Raw genomic sequence first — 18,029 nt, forward strand, 5'->3', positions numbered from 1 at the left:
GAAAAAACCGGATTATTCACTGCCGAAATGGGCGCCGAGTATTGCACAGCAATGGTGCAGCGTCATGCCCCTACCCAAGTCGTATTTACCCGCGCACTGCTCTAATCCGGCCCTGTCAGGCTTGCAGTCCAGCATTGCGAAGTGACTGCCCGGTTTGCAGATTTGTTCAGGCTCGCCCCTTCACAATTTTTTCACCCGCGCCAACCACCGACTAAGCTTCAGACAAGTCCGATCAATCTGCGTGAATGGATCAATCGACTATGGGCGCTTTGTGGCAAACCGATTCGAGTGAAAAAGTGGTTCCGACTGAACGTGTGGATGAAGCGCCTGCACCTGAGAAACCCCGTCGTAACCGGCATGGGTGGAAGGCTTTCTGGCTATTGCTGTTGATCATTGCAATTGTGGTGGGCCTGGCCGCGACCAAGGAAATGCGCACCTCGCGTTTTCAATCCCGCGAGGTCAGCCAGTACGCCGCCAGACTGACCTATGAACTGCAACCGGGCCCCAGCGAAGCCATTCGTTATCCGGGCAACGGGCCGTTCGACCTGCGTCTGGGCTACAGCTCGCTGGACGAATTTCTGCCTCGGTTGCTCAAGCGCAATTATGTGATCACCGAACAGACGCGCTTCTCGCCAGCACTGCTCGGCTATACCGACAAGGGCCTGTTCGTGCCCTACTCCGAGAAAATCCAGGCCGGGCTGTCGATCACCGATTGCCGCGCCGCGCCGCTGTATCAGTACAACTATCCGCAACAGCTGTATTCGAGTTTCGAGTCGATTCCGCCGGTGGTGGTCAACAGCCTGCTGTTCATCGAAAACCGTTTCCTGCTGGATCCCAAACAGCCGATGGCCAACCCGGCGGTGGACTGGCCGCGCTTCGGCATGGCCGCGTGGTCGCAAGTCGCCAAGCTTCTGCACCTGCCCGGGCAGTCGGCCGGCGGCAGCACCCTGGCCACGCAACTGGAAAAGTATCGTCACTCGCCTGACGGACTGACGGTGAACGGTGCCGAGAAAATCCGCCAGATGATTTCCGCCAGCGTGCGCGCCTATCAGGCCGGTCCGGATACCTTGCCGGCGCGGCGCAACATCATTCGTGACTACCTCAACAGCGTGCCGTTGTCGGCGGTGCCGGGGCATGGCGAAGTCCACGGCATGGCCGAGGGTTTGCGGGTCTGGTACGGCGCGGACTTCAATGAAGCCAACGCAAAACTGGCAAGCACTGCGACTGATCCGAAGACCCTGGCGGACAAAGGCCTGGCCCTGCGCGAAATGCTCTCGCTGATGATCGCCCAACGCCGCCCTTCGCATTACCTGACCAAGGGCCGTGAAGAACTGGCCGATCTCACTGACAGCCACTTGCGTCTGCTCAAACAGAATGGCGTGATCGACACCGCGCTGGCCGATGCGTCCCTGGCCAGCAAGGTCACCTACCGCGACTGGCAGACCCAGCCGACCATCCAGCCGATCGAGACCAACAAAGGCATCAGCGTCGCGCGCAGCCGTCTGGCCTCGATGCTCAATCGTCCGCTGTACGACCTCGACCGCCTCGACCTCTCGGCCACCAGCACCCTGCAAGGCGAGCTGCAAACCCAGGCCACCGCCTACCTGAAAAAACTCGCCGACCCGGCCTATGCAACCGAAGTCGGGCTGATGGGCGAACGCCTGCTGACGCCCACCAGCACCACTCAGGTGCGCTACAGCTTCACCCTGTTCGAGCTGACTCCGGACGGTTCGCGAGTGCGGGTGCAGACCGACAGTACCGACCAGCCGTTCGACATCAACGAGGGCAGCAAACTGGAACTGGGCTCCACGGCGAAGATGCGGGTGCTGACCACCTACCTGCAAATCATCTCGGAGCTGCATGACAAGTACGGCGCCATGACCGTGCCGGAACTGAAGAAAGTCGACGTGCCGGATCAGGACCGCCTGACCCAGTGGGTGATCGATTACCTGATCCAGAACAAGGATCACGATCTGTCGAAAATGCTCGGCGCCGCCCTCGACCGCAAATATTCCGCCAGCCCCGGCGAAGCGTTTTTCACCGGTGGCGGCCTGCACGTGTTCCACAACTTCCGCAAGGAAGACAACGGCCGCATGCCGACCTTGCGCGATGCCCTGCGCGAGTCGATCAACCTGCCGTTCATTCGCCTGATGCGCGATCTGGTGCGTTACACCACCTATTCCGGCCCCAACAACAGCGCCGAATTGCTCAAGGACGACCGCGACCCGCGTCGTCAGGAATACCTCGCTTCGTTCGCCGACCGCGAAGGCACCTCGTTCCTGCTCAAGTTCTGGAAGAAGTACAAGAACAAGGACACCCAGGCCCGGCTCGATACGTTCCTCGACAGCATGCGCCCGACGCCGATCCGCATGGCCGCCGTGCACCGCTATCTGCTGCCCAACGCCAGCCAAGAAGACTTCAACACCTTCGTGCGCTCGCACCTCAAGGGCGTGAAAATCACCGAAAAGCTCACCGACGAGCGCCTGGAACGCCTCTACCTCGCCTACGGCCCCGGCACCTATGATTTGCCGGACCAGGGCTTCATCGCCAAGGTCCACCCGCTGGACCTGTGGCTGATCGGCTACCTGCTCAATCACCCGGACGCGACCTGGGGCCAGATCGTCAAGGCCAGTCAGTTCGAGCGTCAGGAAGTCTACAGCTGGCTGTTCAAGAGCAAGCACAAGGGCGCCCGTGACAGCCGCATCCGCACCATGCTGGAGATCGAAGCGTTCCTCGACATCCATCAGCGCTGGCAGAAAGTCGGCTATCCGTTCGATCACCTGGTGCCGTCGCTGGCCACGGCCATCGGCAGCTCCGGCGACCGCCCCGCCGCGCTGGCCGAGTTGATCGGCACCATCCTCAACGACGGTGTGCGCATGCCGACCCTGCGCATCGACAGCCTGCATTTTGCTGCCGGCACGCCTTACGAAACCAAACTAGTCAACGACCCTCATGTCGGCAAACGGGTGATGCCGTCGGAAGTGGCCACTGCAATGCGCGAGGCACTGTCGCAAGTAGTGGACTCGGGGACGGCCAAACGTGTTTCCGGCAGTTTCAAACTGAACGATGGAACACCGCTGACCATGGGCGGTAAAACCGGCACCGGCGACAACCGTATCGAAGCCATCGGTTCTGGCGGACGCATTTTGAGTTCCAAGTCGATCAACCGTACGGCGACCTTCGTGTTCTACATCGGCGACCACCATTTCGGCACACTCACTGCGTTCGTTCCGGGACGCTCGGCGGAGAACTTCAAGTTCACCTCGGCCCTGCCAGTGCAGGTGCTCAAGGGCATGGCGCCGATTTTGATGCCGTATCTGCAGCCGGGCAGTGATTCGCAATGCCGCCCCCCGCAGGTTCCCCAGGTGGCCCTGATGAACCTGCCATCGCTTAACCCCGATTGAAGTTGTGGAGGCAATAACTAATTATTTTATGCATTCCAATATTCAATGTTTTGCCTGCCAGGTTCGCACTCGAACAGCAGGCTTTTGAACTAATTCTCTGCACTCTTGAACGTTAGGCTGAACCTTCCTGACTTATTCAAGGCTGTACCCATGACCGCAACAACTGAATACAAAGGGCAACATTACGAATTAATCAAATCGCGGATCGATCCGGTATTTATCGATATGCAGCCGCAACACGGCGAAGCGTTGAGAAAGATCAAACCTCGTCGTGAATCGTGGATGACGCCGCAACTGGCCAGGGTCAATAAAAACGCCTGGGCAACCCGTAACAGCGCCGACAAGGCACTGACCCGACTGAAAGACATTCACTCGTTTGCCGAACCGCTGCTCAAGGCCCGTTTACGGGAAAAAACCGGCATTGATGTCGACACCGGAAATACGTTTCTGATGCTGTATCGCAAAGCCACATCGCCTTGGTACGTGATAGGGACATTAGGGGGTTCAACTACAAGAAAAGTGTCATTGCTCGAAGCCGCGTTGAACAACTTTTCCTATAACGAAACTTACGCATCGAATTCCGCGTTTCTCGTCAAAAGAGAACATGCGGATGATCAGTACGATATTTCGCCACTTGATCGACTGATGACCGTTGCCCAGTTCCAGACGCTGTGTCGGGAACTGGATATCGGCAGGCTCTATCAAGCGCACCTGCAGGAAATGCTGTTGAACGACGAGCCGGTGGCGCGCAGTTATGTGCAGTCACGGGTTGTGCAGAGTCACAAGGCCACGCTGCAGGCCGCCGCGCACATGGCGTTGGCGAAAAAAGAGATCAGCCGCGAAGGTTTTCAACTGATTCGCGCCCTGCTCGATGGTCGCGTGGCACTCAAGCTTGGCCAGCAGCCGATGCAGGCGTGCGAACTGAACATCATGGATCTGAAGATGACCGGCATCCTGATCCTGCGTCCCGATCCCGCTCAGCCGCTGCACTCCTCGCGAGTCATCGTCTACGTCCCACACGACCCCGAACATCCGCTGAAAGAGTATGACTCCCACCTCGACGCTCTCAAGGAGCTGACCCGTCAGTTGCAGAAGAACGAAACCCTGGCCTCCACCGGTGGCAATTACTGGCAGTTCTTCAGCCAGTTCGTCGATCACCATGAGCGCGGGCACTTCTTTGCCGATCTCAAACAGCGTCTGACGCATGTGAAATGGTATCCACACGAACGCGGAGACTCGCGTCCGTCCTGGCGCGAAACACCGATCAGCAACCCGAACCTGCAATACGGCACAACAGCCATCACCGGACCATTGTGGGAATCTATCTATCAGCGGCAGCTCGACAAGATCCTCAACGATGCACGCAACATTGCCGTGCCTACCGCCGATGCGGACAAGAGCGCGCGCGCAGACTGGTGGGCGAACGTCTTCAAGATTGTCCAGGACATCCTGAACGTGGCGGTGATGGTGGCTGCGCCCTTCGTGCCTGTCGTCGGCCTCGCAATGCTCGGCTACACCGCCTGGCAATTGACCAATGAAGTCATCGAAGGTGTGGTGGATCTGACGCTGGCCCATTGGGAAGAAGCCGCGGAGCATGTGGTGGGGGTGGTCAACGATGTTCTGCAACTGGCGGCTTTTGCCATTGGCGGCGTCATCGCCGAGCCGTTGCTGCTGAAGCTGTCTCCGTTGATTGAAAACATGAAAGCGGTGCGTTCGTTCGATGGCAGCACGCGTTTGTGGCACCCGGATCTCACACCGTACGAGCAGTCGCGATTGACGCCGCCGGGTGGTTCCAGACCGGACGCCCAGGGTCTGCACCAACACGCCGGCAAGTCTGTACTGCCGCTGGAGGGCAGGCACTATGCGGTCAGGCTTGATCGCAACAGCGGCCACTATCGTGTCGAGCACCCTTCCCGACCGCAGGCTTATTCACCACGACTGCAGCACAACGGCCGGGGGGCCTGGACTCACGAGGCCGAGTCCCCCCATGAGTGGGAAGGCGCGCGCCTGATGCGCCGCATGGGTCACTCGGTCGACGGTTTGAGTGACGCCGAGCTGGAACGCATACGCCGCATCAGTGGCACGCCGTTCGACTCGCTGCGCCGGATGCACGTGGAAAACACCCCGCCACCGCCGTTGCTGGACGATACGCTCACCCGCTTCAAGACCTGGCAGGAAGCCAAAAATGTCGGCGAACTCATTCGTACCGGACAGCCGCTCTATCCAGAGTCGCACTGGTTTGACCGGATGGTTCCCGACATGCCGGGCTGGCCTGCCGACAAGGCCCTGAAGGTCTGGCAAAACAACGATCTGACCGGTGCTTACAGGCAATACGGCAACCCTCGGGCATCTTCCCGTCAGACATTGTCCATCGGCATTGCCGATGTAATGGACAACAAACTCCCTGAGCGGCTGGTGGACTTTCTCGACGACGTCGACATGCAATCCCTGCTCGGCGGGAACTACCCGAAAGCCCAACGGGTGCAAGTGTTGCGCAACCAGTTGGCCGAGCTCGCGGTTACCCGGCGAATGGAGATTTTCGACTATCAGTACCGCTTCAAGAATCGCACGCCCGATACCAGTGCTCAGTTGATCCAACGCCAGTTCCCGCAGTTACCCGCAAGACTCGCCGAATCGGTGGCAGGCGAGGCGACAGCTGCCGAACACAGCATCATGACCGAGCAGCAACGCATCCCGCTGCGCCTGAAGAGTCAGGCTCGCGAAATCGAATTCGAGGTTCTGGCGACCCGGGCCAATGAGGGCATGCATGATCCGGCACTGCTGATACCCGACACCGAACGCCTCGCCCTGAATGCCTTGAAGGTCCACACCGACACTTACCAGGACTGGCGCATCGAGGTGCGCGAAGGCACGGACGACGGCCAACTGCGCTGCAGCGCGGGCCCTAATGCTGCCACCATGGTGCGCAGGCTGATCAGGGACGAACACGGCCGCTATGAGGTCCATGACGCAGCTCACAACAAACTGCACGAGGCTGCAAATTTCTACGACGCCGTACTGTCAGCCATCCCCGCAACCAAGCTCAGGGCGCTGGGCTATCGCATCGGTGAAGGGCGAATGTTCAGGCAATGGGTGATGCTCATGAGCGAGACGCCGGCCGAACGCAGGACATTGCTGGCCCGCCCCTCCGTCCACCCATTCATCCCGCTGGAAACGGAACTGCTGTTGCGCGGCCCGAGGCTGTCCAAGGCGCCGCTGACCGTGGAAGAGAAAGTCAGAAATCTCTACCCGCATTTCAGCGAAACAGAAGTGACGGCGTTCACCCGGTCATTGCACTCCACGGGAGATGCACACTGGAAAATCGCGCGGTTTGAAAGTGAACTCAAGACGTTGAAGGAAAAACTGGAAGCCTGGAGACAGAGCTACCTGAGCAGTTGGGACGCCGACAACCCTGATGCCAACCTGCCCCGTGCCTATCATGACTATCAGCACAAAGGCGGGCGATTCATCGCCGACCGCCTGCTGAAGTGTTTCGAACGCCGATCCGAGGTGTTCCAGGAGCGCAGCACCAGCCTTGAGAGCGGGTACGCGCTGGACCTGTCGAAAGAGATGCTGCCCCATGACCTTCAGCATTGGTGGAGGCAGTTGCCCGAAGGCCTCAAACCCTGGCTCGATCAGATCACGACACTGAACCTGGACGGTCAGGGGTTCTCTTCGGCCTCCAACGGGTTGTTGAAGGATTTCCCTCAGCTGCGTCAACTGAGCGCCAGACACTGCGGTCTCAAGACCCTGCCGGCCAGCGTCGGTCAGATGCAACGTCTGGAAACCCTGCGTCTGAACGACAACCAGCTGCAACTGACACCCACCAATGCGCAGCAATTGAACACGCTGACACGCCTGGAAATCCTGAGACTGGACAACAATCCCGTCAGCATGCCCCTGTCGGTCGGGCGCATGCCGAGGTTGCGAATCCTGAGCCTGATCAATACGCAGATCGACGCATGGCCGCTGGGCCTGTTCGATGTTCCCCGCCCCCCAGGATTCTTCCTCGATCTGGGCAACAATCCGCTCAGGTACATCCCCGAAGTCGCGCCCGGTTCCAATGAAGCACGACTGATCGCCCGCACTCGCGTCCATCTGGATCAACTCACCAGACGAGCCCGCTCCACCTACGAGCAATATCGAAGGTCAGTGGGTATGCGCCCTTCGCAAAGCTACGCGACCATTGCCGAAGACTTGCTGGAGCAATGGCCGGTTTCCGTGGACACCGAACTGGCTGATGAAACACCCGGCATCGGGGCTCTTCGCCCCGAGGCGTGGCACGAACTGGCAAGCGAGCCTGGTTCCGATGGTTTTTTCAAAGTTCTGCACAAGCTGACCCGTTCTGCCGACTACCAACAGGGTGGCGAGGCGCTGGATCAGTTGACCGACCGTGTCTGGCGAATGGTCGACGCCATGGACATCGACACCCGGTTGCGCGAAGAGCTGTTCCTGATGTCGACCGATCCCGAAGGTTGCGAAGATGCCGGGGCCCAGTTGTTCAACAGCATGGGAATACGTGTACTGGAGTCGGAGGCACGCATCTTTTCCAGCTCTCCCGAGGAGCTTGAGCGCCGATTGGTGACACTGGCCAAAGGCGCTGCACGACTCAAGCAAGTGAACGAGATCGCCCGAGCCGATATCGCGGCCCGAGAAGGCGAACCTGACGAGGTTGAAGTCCATCTGGCCTATGAAACCGGCCTGGCCAGACGCCTTGAACTGCCCTGGCAGTCCGAAGCCATGAAATTCCGTCAGGTTGCCGGGGTCAGCGATGAAACCATTGATGCCGCCTACGACAAGATTATCGATGATGAAGCCGGTGACGGTCTGATCGACCAGATGCTCGACCAATCCTTCTGGGATCAGTATCTGCGTGAGACCTGGCCGGGAGAAATCGTAGCCAACACCCGTGCGCATCAGGAAAAGGCCGATCTGCTGATCGATTTGCGGGCAGCCCAGGCGAGTTGGGTAGAATCCGCTGATCGTTCACCGCCACTCAGGCGGGCACTCGCCGAACTGGCGCGCAAACTCTCCATACCGGACGCAGTGGTCTTCACGCCGGAAAAAATGAGCCAGAAAACTTACGACGAATTGCTTATAGGTATTGGCCAGCAGGAGAAAACGCTGAAACGAAGACTGACTCGCGAGGCCATGGCCCGCGCAAGGATCTGACCCGACCGGAGTCACCTGAAGGCAACCGGCCCGGTTGCCTTCAAGGCGGGCGTCAGACTTCCGAATCCCAGATCACCGTGACATTGCCGGCGTATCGTCTGGCCTGGCCGGGCTGCAGCATCTGTTCGACGTAGTCCCTGGGTATTTCGAAATGCAACGTGCCCGCGGTCCGGTCCAGAAACCGGTCCGGTTGAAAGCCCGGAGCATTCGGGCTGGAGGTCAGCGGTCGATGGCGCACCGGCTGGCCTGCATCGTCGGTGATACTGTCGGGCAGGCTGACGCTCACGAAAACCTGGGCATCGGCTCCGCCACCCTCCGTATCCCGCAACCCGCAGGACTGCGCGCCGCCGTGCTGGCATTCGACAAACATCTTGAACCGCGACGACGACGAAATGTTGAAGGTCTGGTCGCGAAACAATCGCACCGGTTTACGCCCCTGTTGCAGCCAGGCCTGCCAGCCGCCTTGCGGCACCAGCGCGATTCTGTTGCCGCCGGGTGGAATGTCGACCTTGAGCACATGTTGAACGTCGAGAAGAACCCTGAAGGTCAGGCTGGAAGTGTCGGGCAACAGGTTGTTGCCGGCATCAATGTCCTGACCCGGCCCCAGGCCATAGGTGAGTTCACCGGCATAAATCCCTGCCGACATGCCGAGCGGGTTGGGTGTGCGTAGCTCATAACCCACATCCAGGTAATCGTAGGACATCCACGGGATCACAAACGCCGACTGTTTGCTGCACACAGCCTCAGCCGGCGTAAACCAAAAGAACCGGTAGAAGTCCGCGCCATAAGAGGCCATGGCACCGGGCTCGCAAGGCCTGGGTGGCGAGTTCCACCCCGCTCTGACCCAGAGGGCATGATGTGCTTCGTAATCGCCCGAGACACCCGTGAGATTGCTCGCCGTATCGCTGAGCACATAACGCGTACCAAATCCGCCAATACGCATCTCCACTGTTTCTGCTTCACCGGTGACGATATTGCGCACCGTCAGGCTGCGCCATTGCGCCGGCATCTTGAACATTGCGCCGTCGCGTTCAGCGCTCTCAGGCCGGATTGCCTGTACCGAAGTGAAGCGCAACGGTAACGAGACCCCCATCAGGTTGTGGCGTCGGCAATCGTTGGGATAGGTGCCGCAATACCCGCTCTGCGGTGTCTGGTTGATGAATTTGTTGCTCTGCGGGTTAGCCGGGTCGGGAACGTAAGTAGCACGAATTTCCTGAGTGATGGCAAACGCAGACGCGGAAAAAATACTCCCGCAAAAGCAGAACACGCTGATTCTTGAGCACTTGCGTACAGCTGAAACCATTGGCTATTTCCTTGCCCCTTGGGTCGGTTGTCCTTGTCCTGTATGTGCTGTTCAACCTGCCGGCGCTGCCACGTTGAACACGATATTGACGGTGCCGTTGTACTCGCCCGGCTTGTAGCCGCCGGCCTGCTCACGCGGCACGATCTCCAGTTGCACACGACGGCCTGCCGTCGCTTCCTCGACGGACACCACTTGCCGGGGCGTCGGATCCTGGGCGAGCTCCTTGCCGTTGAAACTGACGCGTAACACGATGTTGTCGCGCGAATCGCCGCCAGCCGTCAGATAGGGGAAGTTCTCGAGCCGCGCTTCAATGGCACTGCCGTCTGTTTTCACATCGAAACTCTTGCGCAGCCCGAGCAAGGTCGAGGTGTGGATATCCCACGGCAAGGTCTGTTCGCGATGAATCCAGTCGGCTTCGCTGGGGATCACGTAAAAGCCCAGTGTCGGAATGTCCACCGAAACTTCAAAGATGTGTTTCTCCTGCGCCGCGAAAACGCCTCCGGACATCGGCGTCGAAACGCCCACGGATACGGCAATGACCGCTTGCTTGATCATGTCACTTCCTTTTGCATCGATAAAAAAGCCGCCTCCCTGGCGGCTTCGTTTCCGGGCGGTGACCCCGTCAAGCAGGATCGCCGATACCTTTCATTCCCCTGGAGATTTGGCGTTGAACACCAGATTGACCGTGCCAGAGTAGTCGCCGGGTTTGTATACCCCTCCTATCTTGACGGGTTTGATTTCCAGCAACACCCGGGCTCCCCCGGCGGCCATTTCCCGGGATACAACTTCACGGGAAGGAATACTCGCCGGCACTTGCACACCGTTGAAAAAGACAAGCAACTGAATCAGTTCATCCTCCTTGCCGGTTGACAGGTAAGGTGACCCCTCTAGGCGTGCTTCGATGGCGCTGGTGTCATTACGTACATCGAAATGCTTGCGCAAACTGCCCAGCGTCGAGCTCACAGGATCCCAGTCAAGTCTCTGAGGACGGTGAATCCAGTCCGACTCCGACGGAATAACGTAAAAAGGTCGGCTTGGGACCGACAATGCCACCTGGAAAGTATGCTCTTCACGGGCAGCCCGGCTCTCCTCGCTGCCCCAGAGCGCCATCAATGCAATCCCCATCCACAGCTTGTTCATGGCCATTACCCGCCCGCCACTTTCAGGTTCTTGCGTTGCTCACCCTCAATCAATTTGAAGCGGTACTCACGGCCTGCCTCTTTGTCGAAAGCAAACGTTCTGCCGGACAGGACATGGTGCTTGGTGGTCGCGCCACATTCGCTTTCCCGAGCCTGCGAGCAGTTCTTGAACTCATCGACGACCAAAACCGTATTGCCGTTGTTACGCAACTCATAACGTTTCGGGGTTTCGTTGATCACCGTGTCGTAACGACTGTCCTTTGGGCGCACAAAAAACACAATGCCAAAACCAGTCATCACATTGACACCCGCCGACAAGGCTTTCTTGTAGTCCTCGCGCTCCTCGCTGGACACCACGAAGTTGTCTTCCTTCTCCGGTACCACCGGCACGAAGCGCACCCGGAAATAGCGCTCGCGGTCGCGGTCGCCCATATACAGCAGACGCGTGCCCTGCATCCCCTTCGCTGGAATGATCAACCGCGCCGGGCTGGCCATCAGACCATTGCGGGAGGCGCCGTCGGCGGAGGCCTCAACCGGAATTTCCCGGGGCTTGCCATCAGGGTCGTAGACAATTTCCAGTACGTTGACCTTGACGAAGGCCGTGCTGTCACCGCTGTTGAACACGCGTTTCAGATAGGTACTCTTACTGCCATCCAGATAGTCGTATACGGTGCCGACATTGATCTGCGGTCCGGCATTCACGGCTCCGCAGAGCAGTCCCAGCGCACTCGACAAAAACAGACGTTTCATCGTCTTCCACTCCATGAAAAAAATGACGGCCAGCTCGGGCGCTCAAGCTTCCGAGTCCCAGATGACGGTGATGTAGCCGATGAAAGTGTCGTTCAAGCCGGGTTTGAGCAGCAGATAAATGCTGCTCGCCGGCATCTCGAAGCGTAGCGAGCCCGCTTTTCGATCGACGTAATGTCCAGGCTGAAACGGACCCGCCCATTCCCCGTGTTGCAAAGGAAGAAAGGAAACGGTCCCCCCTCCGCCAGGACCTGCGATACCAGGAGGCAAACTGAGTTGTACACTCGTGTCCGTGCGCTGCCCCGTCGTTGGGCTGCGCAAGTTGCATAGACTGGGGACATACGATTCACCGCACTGCATCATCACTTTGAAGCGCGACGAAGCGGAGAGGAAAAACGGTTGATCGCGATAAATCCTGGTTGGCCTGTGCCCACCCTCGATCCAGCGCTGCCAGCCACCTTCCGGCTCCAGAGAGACTTTGTCACCGTGCGGTGGCAGGTCGACCTTGAGGGTGTGCTGCACGTCCAGTACGAAGTCCAGGGTCAGATTGTTGTCATCCGGATACATCTGCGTACCAAGGTCGAAGTCGCCACCAGGTCCAAGGGTGTAAGTCAACGAGCCGGTATACAGCCCGGTCGACATACCCAGCGGGTTGGGTGTGCGCAACTCGTAGGCAAAATCCATTGTTCTGAAAGCCATTCCTGGAATGATGTACGCCACTACCTTGGTGCAGGCAGCCTCGACCGGCGTTTTCCAGAAAAACCGATAGGTCGAAGGTGTGTAGGAACCCACGCCGCTGTACTGACAGGGTGACGGCGCGTAAACCCAACTACTGCTGGTCCAGAGTTTTTGATGACCTTCGAGAATGTCCGATACCCCGACCAGATTGGCCGCCGTGTCGCTCAGCTCGAAATTGGAGCCGATGCCGGTGATCCGCACTTCGACGGTTTCGGTTTCCTGGGTGTCCGGGTTGGTGACCGTCAGTTGTCTCCAGTTGGCCGGCACTTTCAATGAAAGCGGGAAGCCAGCCGACATGAAACGGCTGGAAGAGAATCGAACCGGCAACTCGATACTGAACATTTGGTTGTCAGCGCATTGATCGGGCCATAGGGCGCAATAGCCACTGTTCGGGGTTTTGTTGACGAAGACGTTCTTGTTCGGTTTGGAGGGATCCGGCTGGAACAATGCCCTGATTTCCTGATTGATGGCCTCGGCCGATGGCAGGCTCAGCGCTGCCAGCAGGCCCAGCCAGTACGGAGATCTTTTCATGGTCTCAACCCGCCTTCTGTTCGGTGGACGTGAGATCGGCCAGGGTGTCCGGCGTGCAACGCAGGTCGCCGATCATCAGCACGTTGTTTTCACTTCGGTGGTCTTTTTCGTTAAGGCGGAACTGGCACAGCAGGTTGTTATCGCGGCGCACTTCCAGGGTCGGGGAGCCGGCGTTCATTTCCATCGAGAAGAACCCGTCGACTTCCGTGACCCCGCGACTGGCGTGATTGATCACGTGATGGCCCTTGAGCGGCCGGCCCTGTTCATCGATCAGGCGGCCGAGCACGGTCAGGGTTTTCATCACCCGAATCTGCCGGTAATCCACGCCGCCCTTGTTCAGGTGATAACGGGTACGCGGCGGGTCGATGGTCGCGGCGGGCACATGGTTGCCCTCGAAGTCGAAACTCACGGAGCTGTTCTGGTACGCGGTCAACGGGATGAAGTTGCGCCCCGGCTTCAAGGCCGCACCGCCACCACTGAGGTCATCGGCCCGCAGGACAATGCCGTCGATGTCCGACTCCACGTCGACGATCATGCCGGCGCCGCGCATCTCGTATTCGCTGGTCATCAGCATCTTTTGTCCGCCGACCACCAGGGTGCTGTCGAGGTTGAGGCCACCGGTAAAATTGTTGTTGTAGGACGAACGCTGAACGAAACCGTCGCCATTGACCGTGTCGGTGCGGAAATTGGCCTGGCTCGACAGGCCCATGCCGTAGGTGTCGCTCAACGCGGTGACCGAGACGTTTTGCAGCACGTGATCCTTGAAGTCCTTGCGCCAGCCGATCGAGGCATTGTTGTCACGTCCGCCGTCGCGATCGGTACGGGAGCCGATGCTGCCGGTCAACTGCTGGCCCGGTGCGCCGATGGCCAGGTTCAGGCTCAGATCGACACCACGGTTGCGATCATTACCGCTGCTGAAACTGCCGGGCCGGTCGAACAGCGACAGGCGCCAGTTGGCATCGTTGCCGAACAGCACCGCGCGCCGGTTCCAGCCCAGATCCACGCCGACTCCTTCGACGTTACCTTCGCTGTGAGAAACCCGGGCGTTGAGGGAGTTGCGCTGATCGAGCCGATGGTTGATCGCCAGTGACGAGTTGCTGGTCTGGCCGACAAATACGTTGCGTTGTCGCACACGGGTGCCGTCAGGCAGGGTGTCGTACAGGTTGGTAGTGTCCAGCCAGCTTCGGTTGTGGCTGAGGATCAGGCTGCCGGCGCCATAGTTATAGAGGCTTTGCAGATCCAGTCCCGTGCCGTAATCCCGGGTCTGGTAGACGTTGGCATACAGACTGAGGTGATTGGCCAGGGTCCAGTCGATGGACGTGCCGTATTGCAGTTTTTCCCGGATCTGTCTTGCCGACAATCCGAGAATCACCCGGGGATGCGCCAGATAGTTGATCGACGCTCCGGCCGTAGGACTGCCGCTGGCCTGTTGGTCCCAGTTGCTGAGCAGTTTGCTTTCTTCGCCGGCGAACAGGTTGTAGCGCCAGCGCTCGTCGAGGTTGCGCCAGTTGTTCGGCTTGTAGACCAGTTCCTGGGTAGTGGAGGTGATCTGGCCGTCTTCGATCAGCCGCACTTCCACTTCATAGATGCCGCCGGGCAGTGGCCGGGTATCCAGGGTCTGCAACCCGGCGGGCACCGACTGGGTGTTGATCAGCAGGCCGTCGCGATAGAACTCCACCGAACCCTGACGGTTGGCGGTGACATAAATCGGGTAAACGCTGGGCATTGCATTGTTGATGGCCAGACTGTCGGAACTGCCGTACATCACACCGACAGCCGTGTCAGGGCTGGTGCCGAATGTACGCGGCTGACGGGTCAGACCTTCGGAGTTGGGGGTGAAATAGCCCAGGCGAAAGAAGCTGCCTTGCAGCTCGCGCTGGGTGTATAGCTCATGCACGGCGTGGTAAAGCTTGTCGTCGGGGCCGCCCATGCGTGCCAGTTGCATGTTGAACGTCTGGCTCCAGTTGCCCAGGCTGCCACTGGCCTCCAGGCCATAGCGCCCGCCCAGATCCTGATCCTGGCCGCCATTCAGGTTGAGCTGGTTGCGCACCATCAGGCCGCTGCTGCCTTCCACAGGCTGATCGTGATAACGCTTGGCCTCGAGGTCGCGCTCGGCATTGCCGGTGAGGATCGAGACCAGGGAGTTTTCCAGGTTGTAGTGCACCGCCAGCACATCATCCGGACAAGATCCGGAGCAATCGCCCAGCGGCACACCTGGCTTGAGGAAAGCAGCCCATTTTTCCCGCTCGGCGGGGCCGTAGCGGTTCTCGCTGGTATCGGTGAATTCAAGCAGGGTGATGCGATCATCGCGCGACAGCACCACCAGGGCCTCGCCCAGCGGTTGCTGGTCAAGTTCGACCCGCACCGCCAGGGGTACGTCGAAGAAGTGCTCCTCGAAATCCGCCGGCAAACCTTTGGCTTGCGCCAGCAGACTGCGAGGTGTCGTACCCGCAGGAGCAGGGGCCGCCATCGCACCCGCACAAAACAGCAGTGCAAGCGCGACCGCGATGGGTGTCATCGGGAACATGAACTCTTACTCTGATATCGAACAAGTTGAAGTCCGGCGGGACAATCGGGGAGTGGTTGTCCCGCCGGGAAACGCTACCGGGCAGTCAGCGCAGAGACTTGATCAACGCCCAGCCACCGGCGGCACGGCGTCGAAGGTCATCGCGACAGTACCGGTGTAATCACCCGGATTGAACGTGGTGCCCTTGGCGCTGATTTTCAGCGGAGCACGATAGTTCACATCGGACTCGGATTCGCCCACGACCATTTGCGGAGTCTGGGTCAGTACCTTGTTGTTGAATGCCACTTCCAGAGGAATGACTTCATTTCCGTAGATCAACTGCGGAACACTTTCCAGGCTGGCATGAACCGAACCGTTATTGTTGCGTACATCGAAGAAACCATTGATTTCGCGCATCTTGCCGGTGCTTGGCTGGAAGCTCATGTCCTGGTCCTTGTTGACCAGATCTGCATCGGTCGGCACCACGTAGAAACCGTTGGTAGGTACGTGGGCGATTAGGCTGATGGAGTGGCGCGCTTCACCGGCGGCGAAGGTCACGGACGAGCTCAGGGCCAGGGCGGCGAGAGAAGCGGTGATTGCGATTTTCTTGAACATCGGTCAGTACCTGTTTTCTTTTAAGGAATCGAAACATTGAAGTTCATGTCATACCGGCCGATAAGAACCGAAACATGGAAGTTCAACGCCGGGGCATGATCGACTCTTGGCTCAAGAATGTAAGCAGGCAACTTCCCACGAGTTCGTAGCTCAACAACCTCGCGACACGAAAGAAAAAACATCAAAATATCAAAATATATAAAAGCGACTGTAAGCAATACCCTACCTACAGTTAAAAAGAAAAAACATTACAACATTTAGAGCACGGCGAGACGGCACTTTCTATTGTTTTTAGAATATAAGCTCAAGCATTAATAGAGTGTGAGCTTTAACCTTCTGGTTATTCTTTTCTGGATGAACAAGTAACCCATATTCGTCCGGCTGCGCTCCTTTTGCACCTGCTGACCACTCGTCAGCTGCCATTTCCTCTCAGGCAAAAAGGCCTTGCCCAGTCGTAAAGATATATCTTAAGTTGTATCTAAACACGACGAGAGAAGACTGAAATGAGAGACCATCATTCCCCCCACCGCGACCACGGTGACAGCCGTGACGGCTTCGAAAAACGCCACGGCCGTGAACGCGGTGGGCGCGGCCCCCGGGTATTCGCACCAGGCGACCTGAAATTGCTGTTGCTGGCATTGATCGCCGAACAGCCCTGCCACGGCTACGACCTGATCCGCCAGATCGAAACCATGTTCGACGGCGCCTACAGCCCGAGCCCCGGTGTGATCTACCCGACCCTGACGTTTCTCGAAGAAAGCGAAATGATCACCGGCGATGCCGAGGGCGGCAAAAAGCGTTACGCGGTCACCGATGCCGGTCGCCAATCCCTCAGCGAACAAGCAGTGGCACTGGACGGCGTGCGCATGCGCATCGATGTCAGCAAACGTTCGTTGCGCGGCCACGACCGGCCGCCGGAAATCCATGAAGCGGTGCACAACCTGCGCCACGCCTTGCAGATGCACCACGGGCGCTGGAGCCCGGAAGAAATCCTGCGGGTGCGCGACCTGCTCAACGACACCGCCAAAGCCATCGTCGACGGCCCCGCCGTTCAACCTGCTCCGGAGAAAGCCGAATGACTGAAGTCCAGACCCAAGGCATCCACCGCGTAATGCATGAAATCAAACGCCGCCGACTCGAGGTTTTGCGAGTGGTCGATCTGACCCCGCGCATGCGCCGCATCACCCTCGGCGGGCCGGAACTGGCCGGGTTCATCAGCCTGGGCACCGACGATCACGTCAAACTGCTGTTCCCGCAGAACGCCGAACAGGCCGCTGCGCTGGAAACCCTGGTGCTCGGCGCCGGCAAGAGCGACGTACCGATGCCGGAAATGCGCGACTACACCCCGCGTCGCTATGACCTCGACAAGCTTGAGCTAGAGATCGACTTTGTCCTCCACGGAGACGGCCCTGCCTCGACCTGGGCCGAACAGGCCAAGCCGGGGCAGTTCCTGCACATCGGCGGCCCGCGTGGCTCGATGATCGTGCCGGACATCTTCGACAGCTACCTGCTGATCGGCGACGAAACCGCCCTGCCCGCCATCGCTCGCCGCCTCGAAGGGCTGGCGGCCAATCGCAAGGCGCTGGTGGTGATCGAGGTGGAAAACGGCAAGGAGCAGCAAACGCTGGAAAGCGCGGCGCAGGTCAACGTGATCTGGGTGTTGCGCGGAGATAACAAGGACAGCCTGCTGACCACCGTCAAGCAGTTGCAGGTGCCCAAAGGCAATCTGTATGCGTGGGTGGCAACGGAAACCAAAGTCTCGCGGCAGATTCGCCGGGTGCTGCTCGATGAGCATGGGCTGGACGAGCAGTTCATCAAAGCCGTCGGTTACTGGCGCGTCGAAGGCTCCGAAGAGGAGTGAATACGAGCGGCGG

The 18,029-nt window shown here is 58.9% G+C and carries 11 protein-coding genes; 4 read left to right on the plus strand and 7 right to left on the minus strand.

From position 1 onward, the window contains the following. The first annotated feature begins 260 nt into the window (after positions 1–260). Together IF199_RS24285 and IF199_RS24290 are read left to right on the plus strand one after the other, a co-directional pair. Positions 261–3,404 (plus strand): transglycosylase domain-containing protein, encoded by a 3,144-nt coding sequence (locus IF199_RS24285; RefSeq protein ID WP_192558903.1) that lies wholly within the window; start codon positions 261–263, stop codon positions 3,402–3,404. A gap of 150 nt (positions 3,405–3,554) precedes the next feature. Next, the gene (locus tag IF199_RS24290; protein ID WP_192558904.1) at positions 3,555–8,576 is read left to right on the plus strand and encodes an NEL-type E3 ubiquitin ligase domain-containing protein; all 5,022 of its coding nucleotides are present in this window, start codon (positions 3,555–3,557) and stop codon (positions 8,574–8,576) included. Between the two features lie 52 nt (positions 8,577–8,628). Here IF199_RS24290 and IF199_RS24295 read toward each other — a convergent pair whose 3' ends face one another. The 7 genes from IF199_RS24295 to IF199_RS24325 all read right to left on the minus strand — a co-directional run bounded on the left by IF199_RS24295 (position 8,629) and on the right by IF199_RS24325 (position 16,155). Next, entirely contained in the window at positions 8,629–9,879 is a 1,251-nt protein-coding gene (locus IF199_RS24295; RefSeq protein ID WP_192558905.1) for a hypothetical protein, read from the minus strand. Positions 9,880–9,930: 51 nt separating this feature from the next. Then, positions 9,931–10,434: a CS1 type fimbrial major subunit gene (locus tag IF199_RS24300; RefSeq protein WP_192558906.1), complete on the minus strand. Its 504-nt coding sequence runs from the start codon at positions 10,432–10,434 to the stop codon at positions 9,931–9,933. Positions 10,435–10,524: 90 nt separating this feature from the next. Then, a complete protein-coding gene (locus IF199_RS24305; RefSeq protein WP_341807642.1) occupies positions 10,525–11,019 on the minus strand; it encodes a CS1 type fimbrial major subunit in 495 nt (164 codons plus the stop codon). 5 nt (positions 11,020–11,024) lie between these two features. After that, a complete protein-coding gene (locus IF199_RS24310) occupies positions 11,025–11,768 on the minus strand; it encodes a molecular chaperone (protein ID WP_192561001.1) in 744 nt (247 codons plus the stop codon). A gap of 42 nt (positions 11,769–11,810) precedes the next feature. Continuing rightward, the gene (locus IF199_RS24315) at positions 11,811–13,034 is read right to left on the minus strand and encodes a hypothetical protein (RefSeq protein WP_192558908.1); all 1,224 of its coding nucleotides are present in this window, start codon (positions 13,032–13,034) and stop codon (positions 11,811–11,813) included. Positions 13,035–13,038: 4 nt separating this feature from the next. Further along, complete coding sequence (locus IF199_RS24320) at positions 13,039–15,561, minus strand: CS1-pili formation C-terminal domain-containing protein (RefSeq protein ID WP_192558909.1); 2,523 nt, start codon at positions 15,559–15,561, stop codon at positions 13,039–13,041. A 102-nt stretch (positions 15,562–15,663) separates the two neighbouring features. Continuing rightward, positions 15,664–16,155 carry a CS1 type fimbrial major subunit gene (locus IF199_RS24325; protein WP_192558910.1) on the minus strand — a complete coding sequence of 164 codons (492 nt, stop codon included), beginning with the start codon at positions 16,153–16,155 and terminating at the stop codon, positions 15,664–15,666. A 503-nt stretch (positions 16,156–16,658) separates the two neighbouring features. Between IF199_RS24325 and IF199_RS24330 the strand changes: the two genes are divergently transcribed. Continuing rightward, on the plus strand, positions 16,659–17,234 hold the full coding sequence (locus tag IF199_RS24330; RefSeq protein ID WP_102620803.1) for a PadR family transcriptional regulator: 576 nt from the start codon (positions 16,659–16,661) through the stop codon (positions 17,232–17,234). Further along, positions 17,231–18,016: a siderophore-interacting protein gene (locus IF199_RS24335; protein WP_192558911.1), complete on the plus strand. Its 786-nt coding sequence runs from the start codon at positions 17,231–17,233 to the stop codon at positions 18,014–18,016. Before IF199_RS24330 ends, IF199_RS24335 begins: the two co-directional genes overlap by 4 nt. Positions 18,017–18,029: the final 13 nt, after the last annotated feature.

It is taken from the genome of Pseudomonas allokribbensis (assembly GCF_014863605.1).
GTDB lineage: Bacteria > Pseudomonadota > Gammaproteobacteria > Pseudomonadales > Pseudomonadaceae > Aquipseudomonas > Aquipseudomonas allokribbensis.

Bases quoted from the DNA above. Each gene is read 5' to 3' on its own strand.
- IF199_RS24285 (WP_192558903.1), top strand. From the start codon at position 261: ATGGGCGCTTTGTGGCAAACCGATTCGAGTGAAAAAGTGGTTCCGACT.
- IF199_RS24290 (WP_192558904.1), top strand. From the start codon at position 3,555: ATGACCGCAACAACTGAATACAAAGGGCAACATTACGAATTAATCAAA.
- IF199_RS24295 (WP_192558905.1), bottom strand. From the start codon at position 9,879: ATGGTTTCAGCTGTACGCAAGTGCTCAAGAATCAGCGTGTTCTGCTTT.
- IF199_RS24300 (WP_192558906.1), bottom strand. From the start codon at position 10,434: ATGATCAAGCAAGCGGTCATTGCCGTATCCGTGGGCGTTTCGACGCCG.
- IF199_RS24305 (WP_341807642.1), bottom strand. From the start codon at position 11,019: ATGAACAAGCTGTGGATGGGGATTGCATTGATGGCGCTCTGGGGCAGC.
- IF199_RS24310 (WP_192561001.1), bottom strand. From the start codon at position 11,768: ATGAAACGTCTGTTTTTGTCGAGTGCGCTGGGACTGCTCTGCGGAGCC.
- IF199_RS24315 (WP_192558908.1), bottom strand. From the start codon at position 13,034: ATGAAAAGATCTCCGTACTGGCTGGGCCTGCTGGCAGCGCTGAGCCTG.
- IF199_RS24320 (WP_192558909.1), bottom strand. From the start codon at position 15,561: ATGTTCCCGATGACACCCATCGCGGTCGCGCTTGCACTGCTGTTTTGT.
- IF199_RS24325 (WP_192558910.1), bottom strand. From the start codon at position 16,155: ATGTTCAAGAAAATCGCAATCACCGCTTCTCTCGCCGCCCTGGCCCTG.
- IF199_RS24330 (WP_102620803.1), top strand. From the start codon at position 16,659: ATGAGAGACCATCATTCCCCCCACCGCGACCACGGTGACAGCCGTGAC.
- IF199_RS24335 (WP_192558911.1), top strand. From the start codon at position 17,231: ATGACTGAAGTCCAGACCCAAGGCATCCACCGCGTAATGCATGAAATC.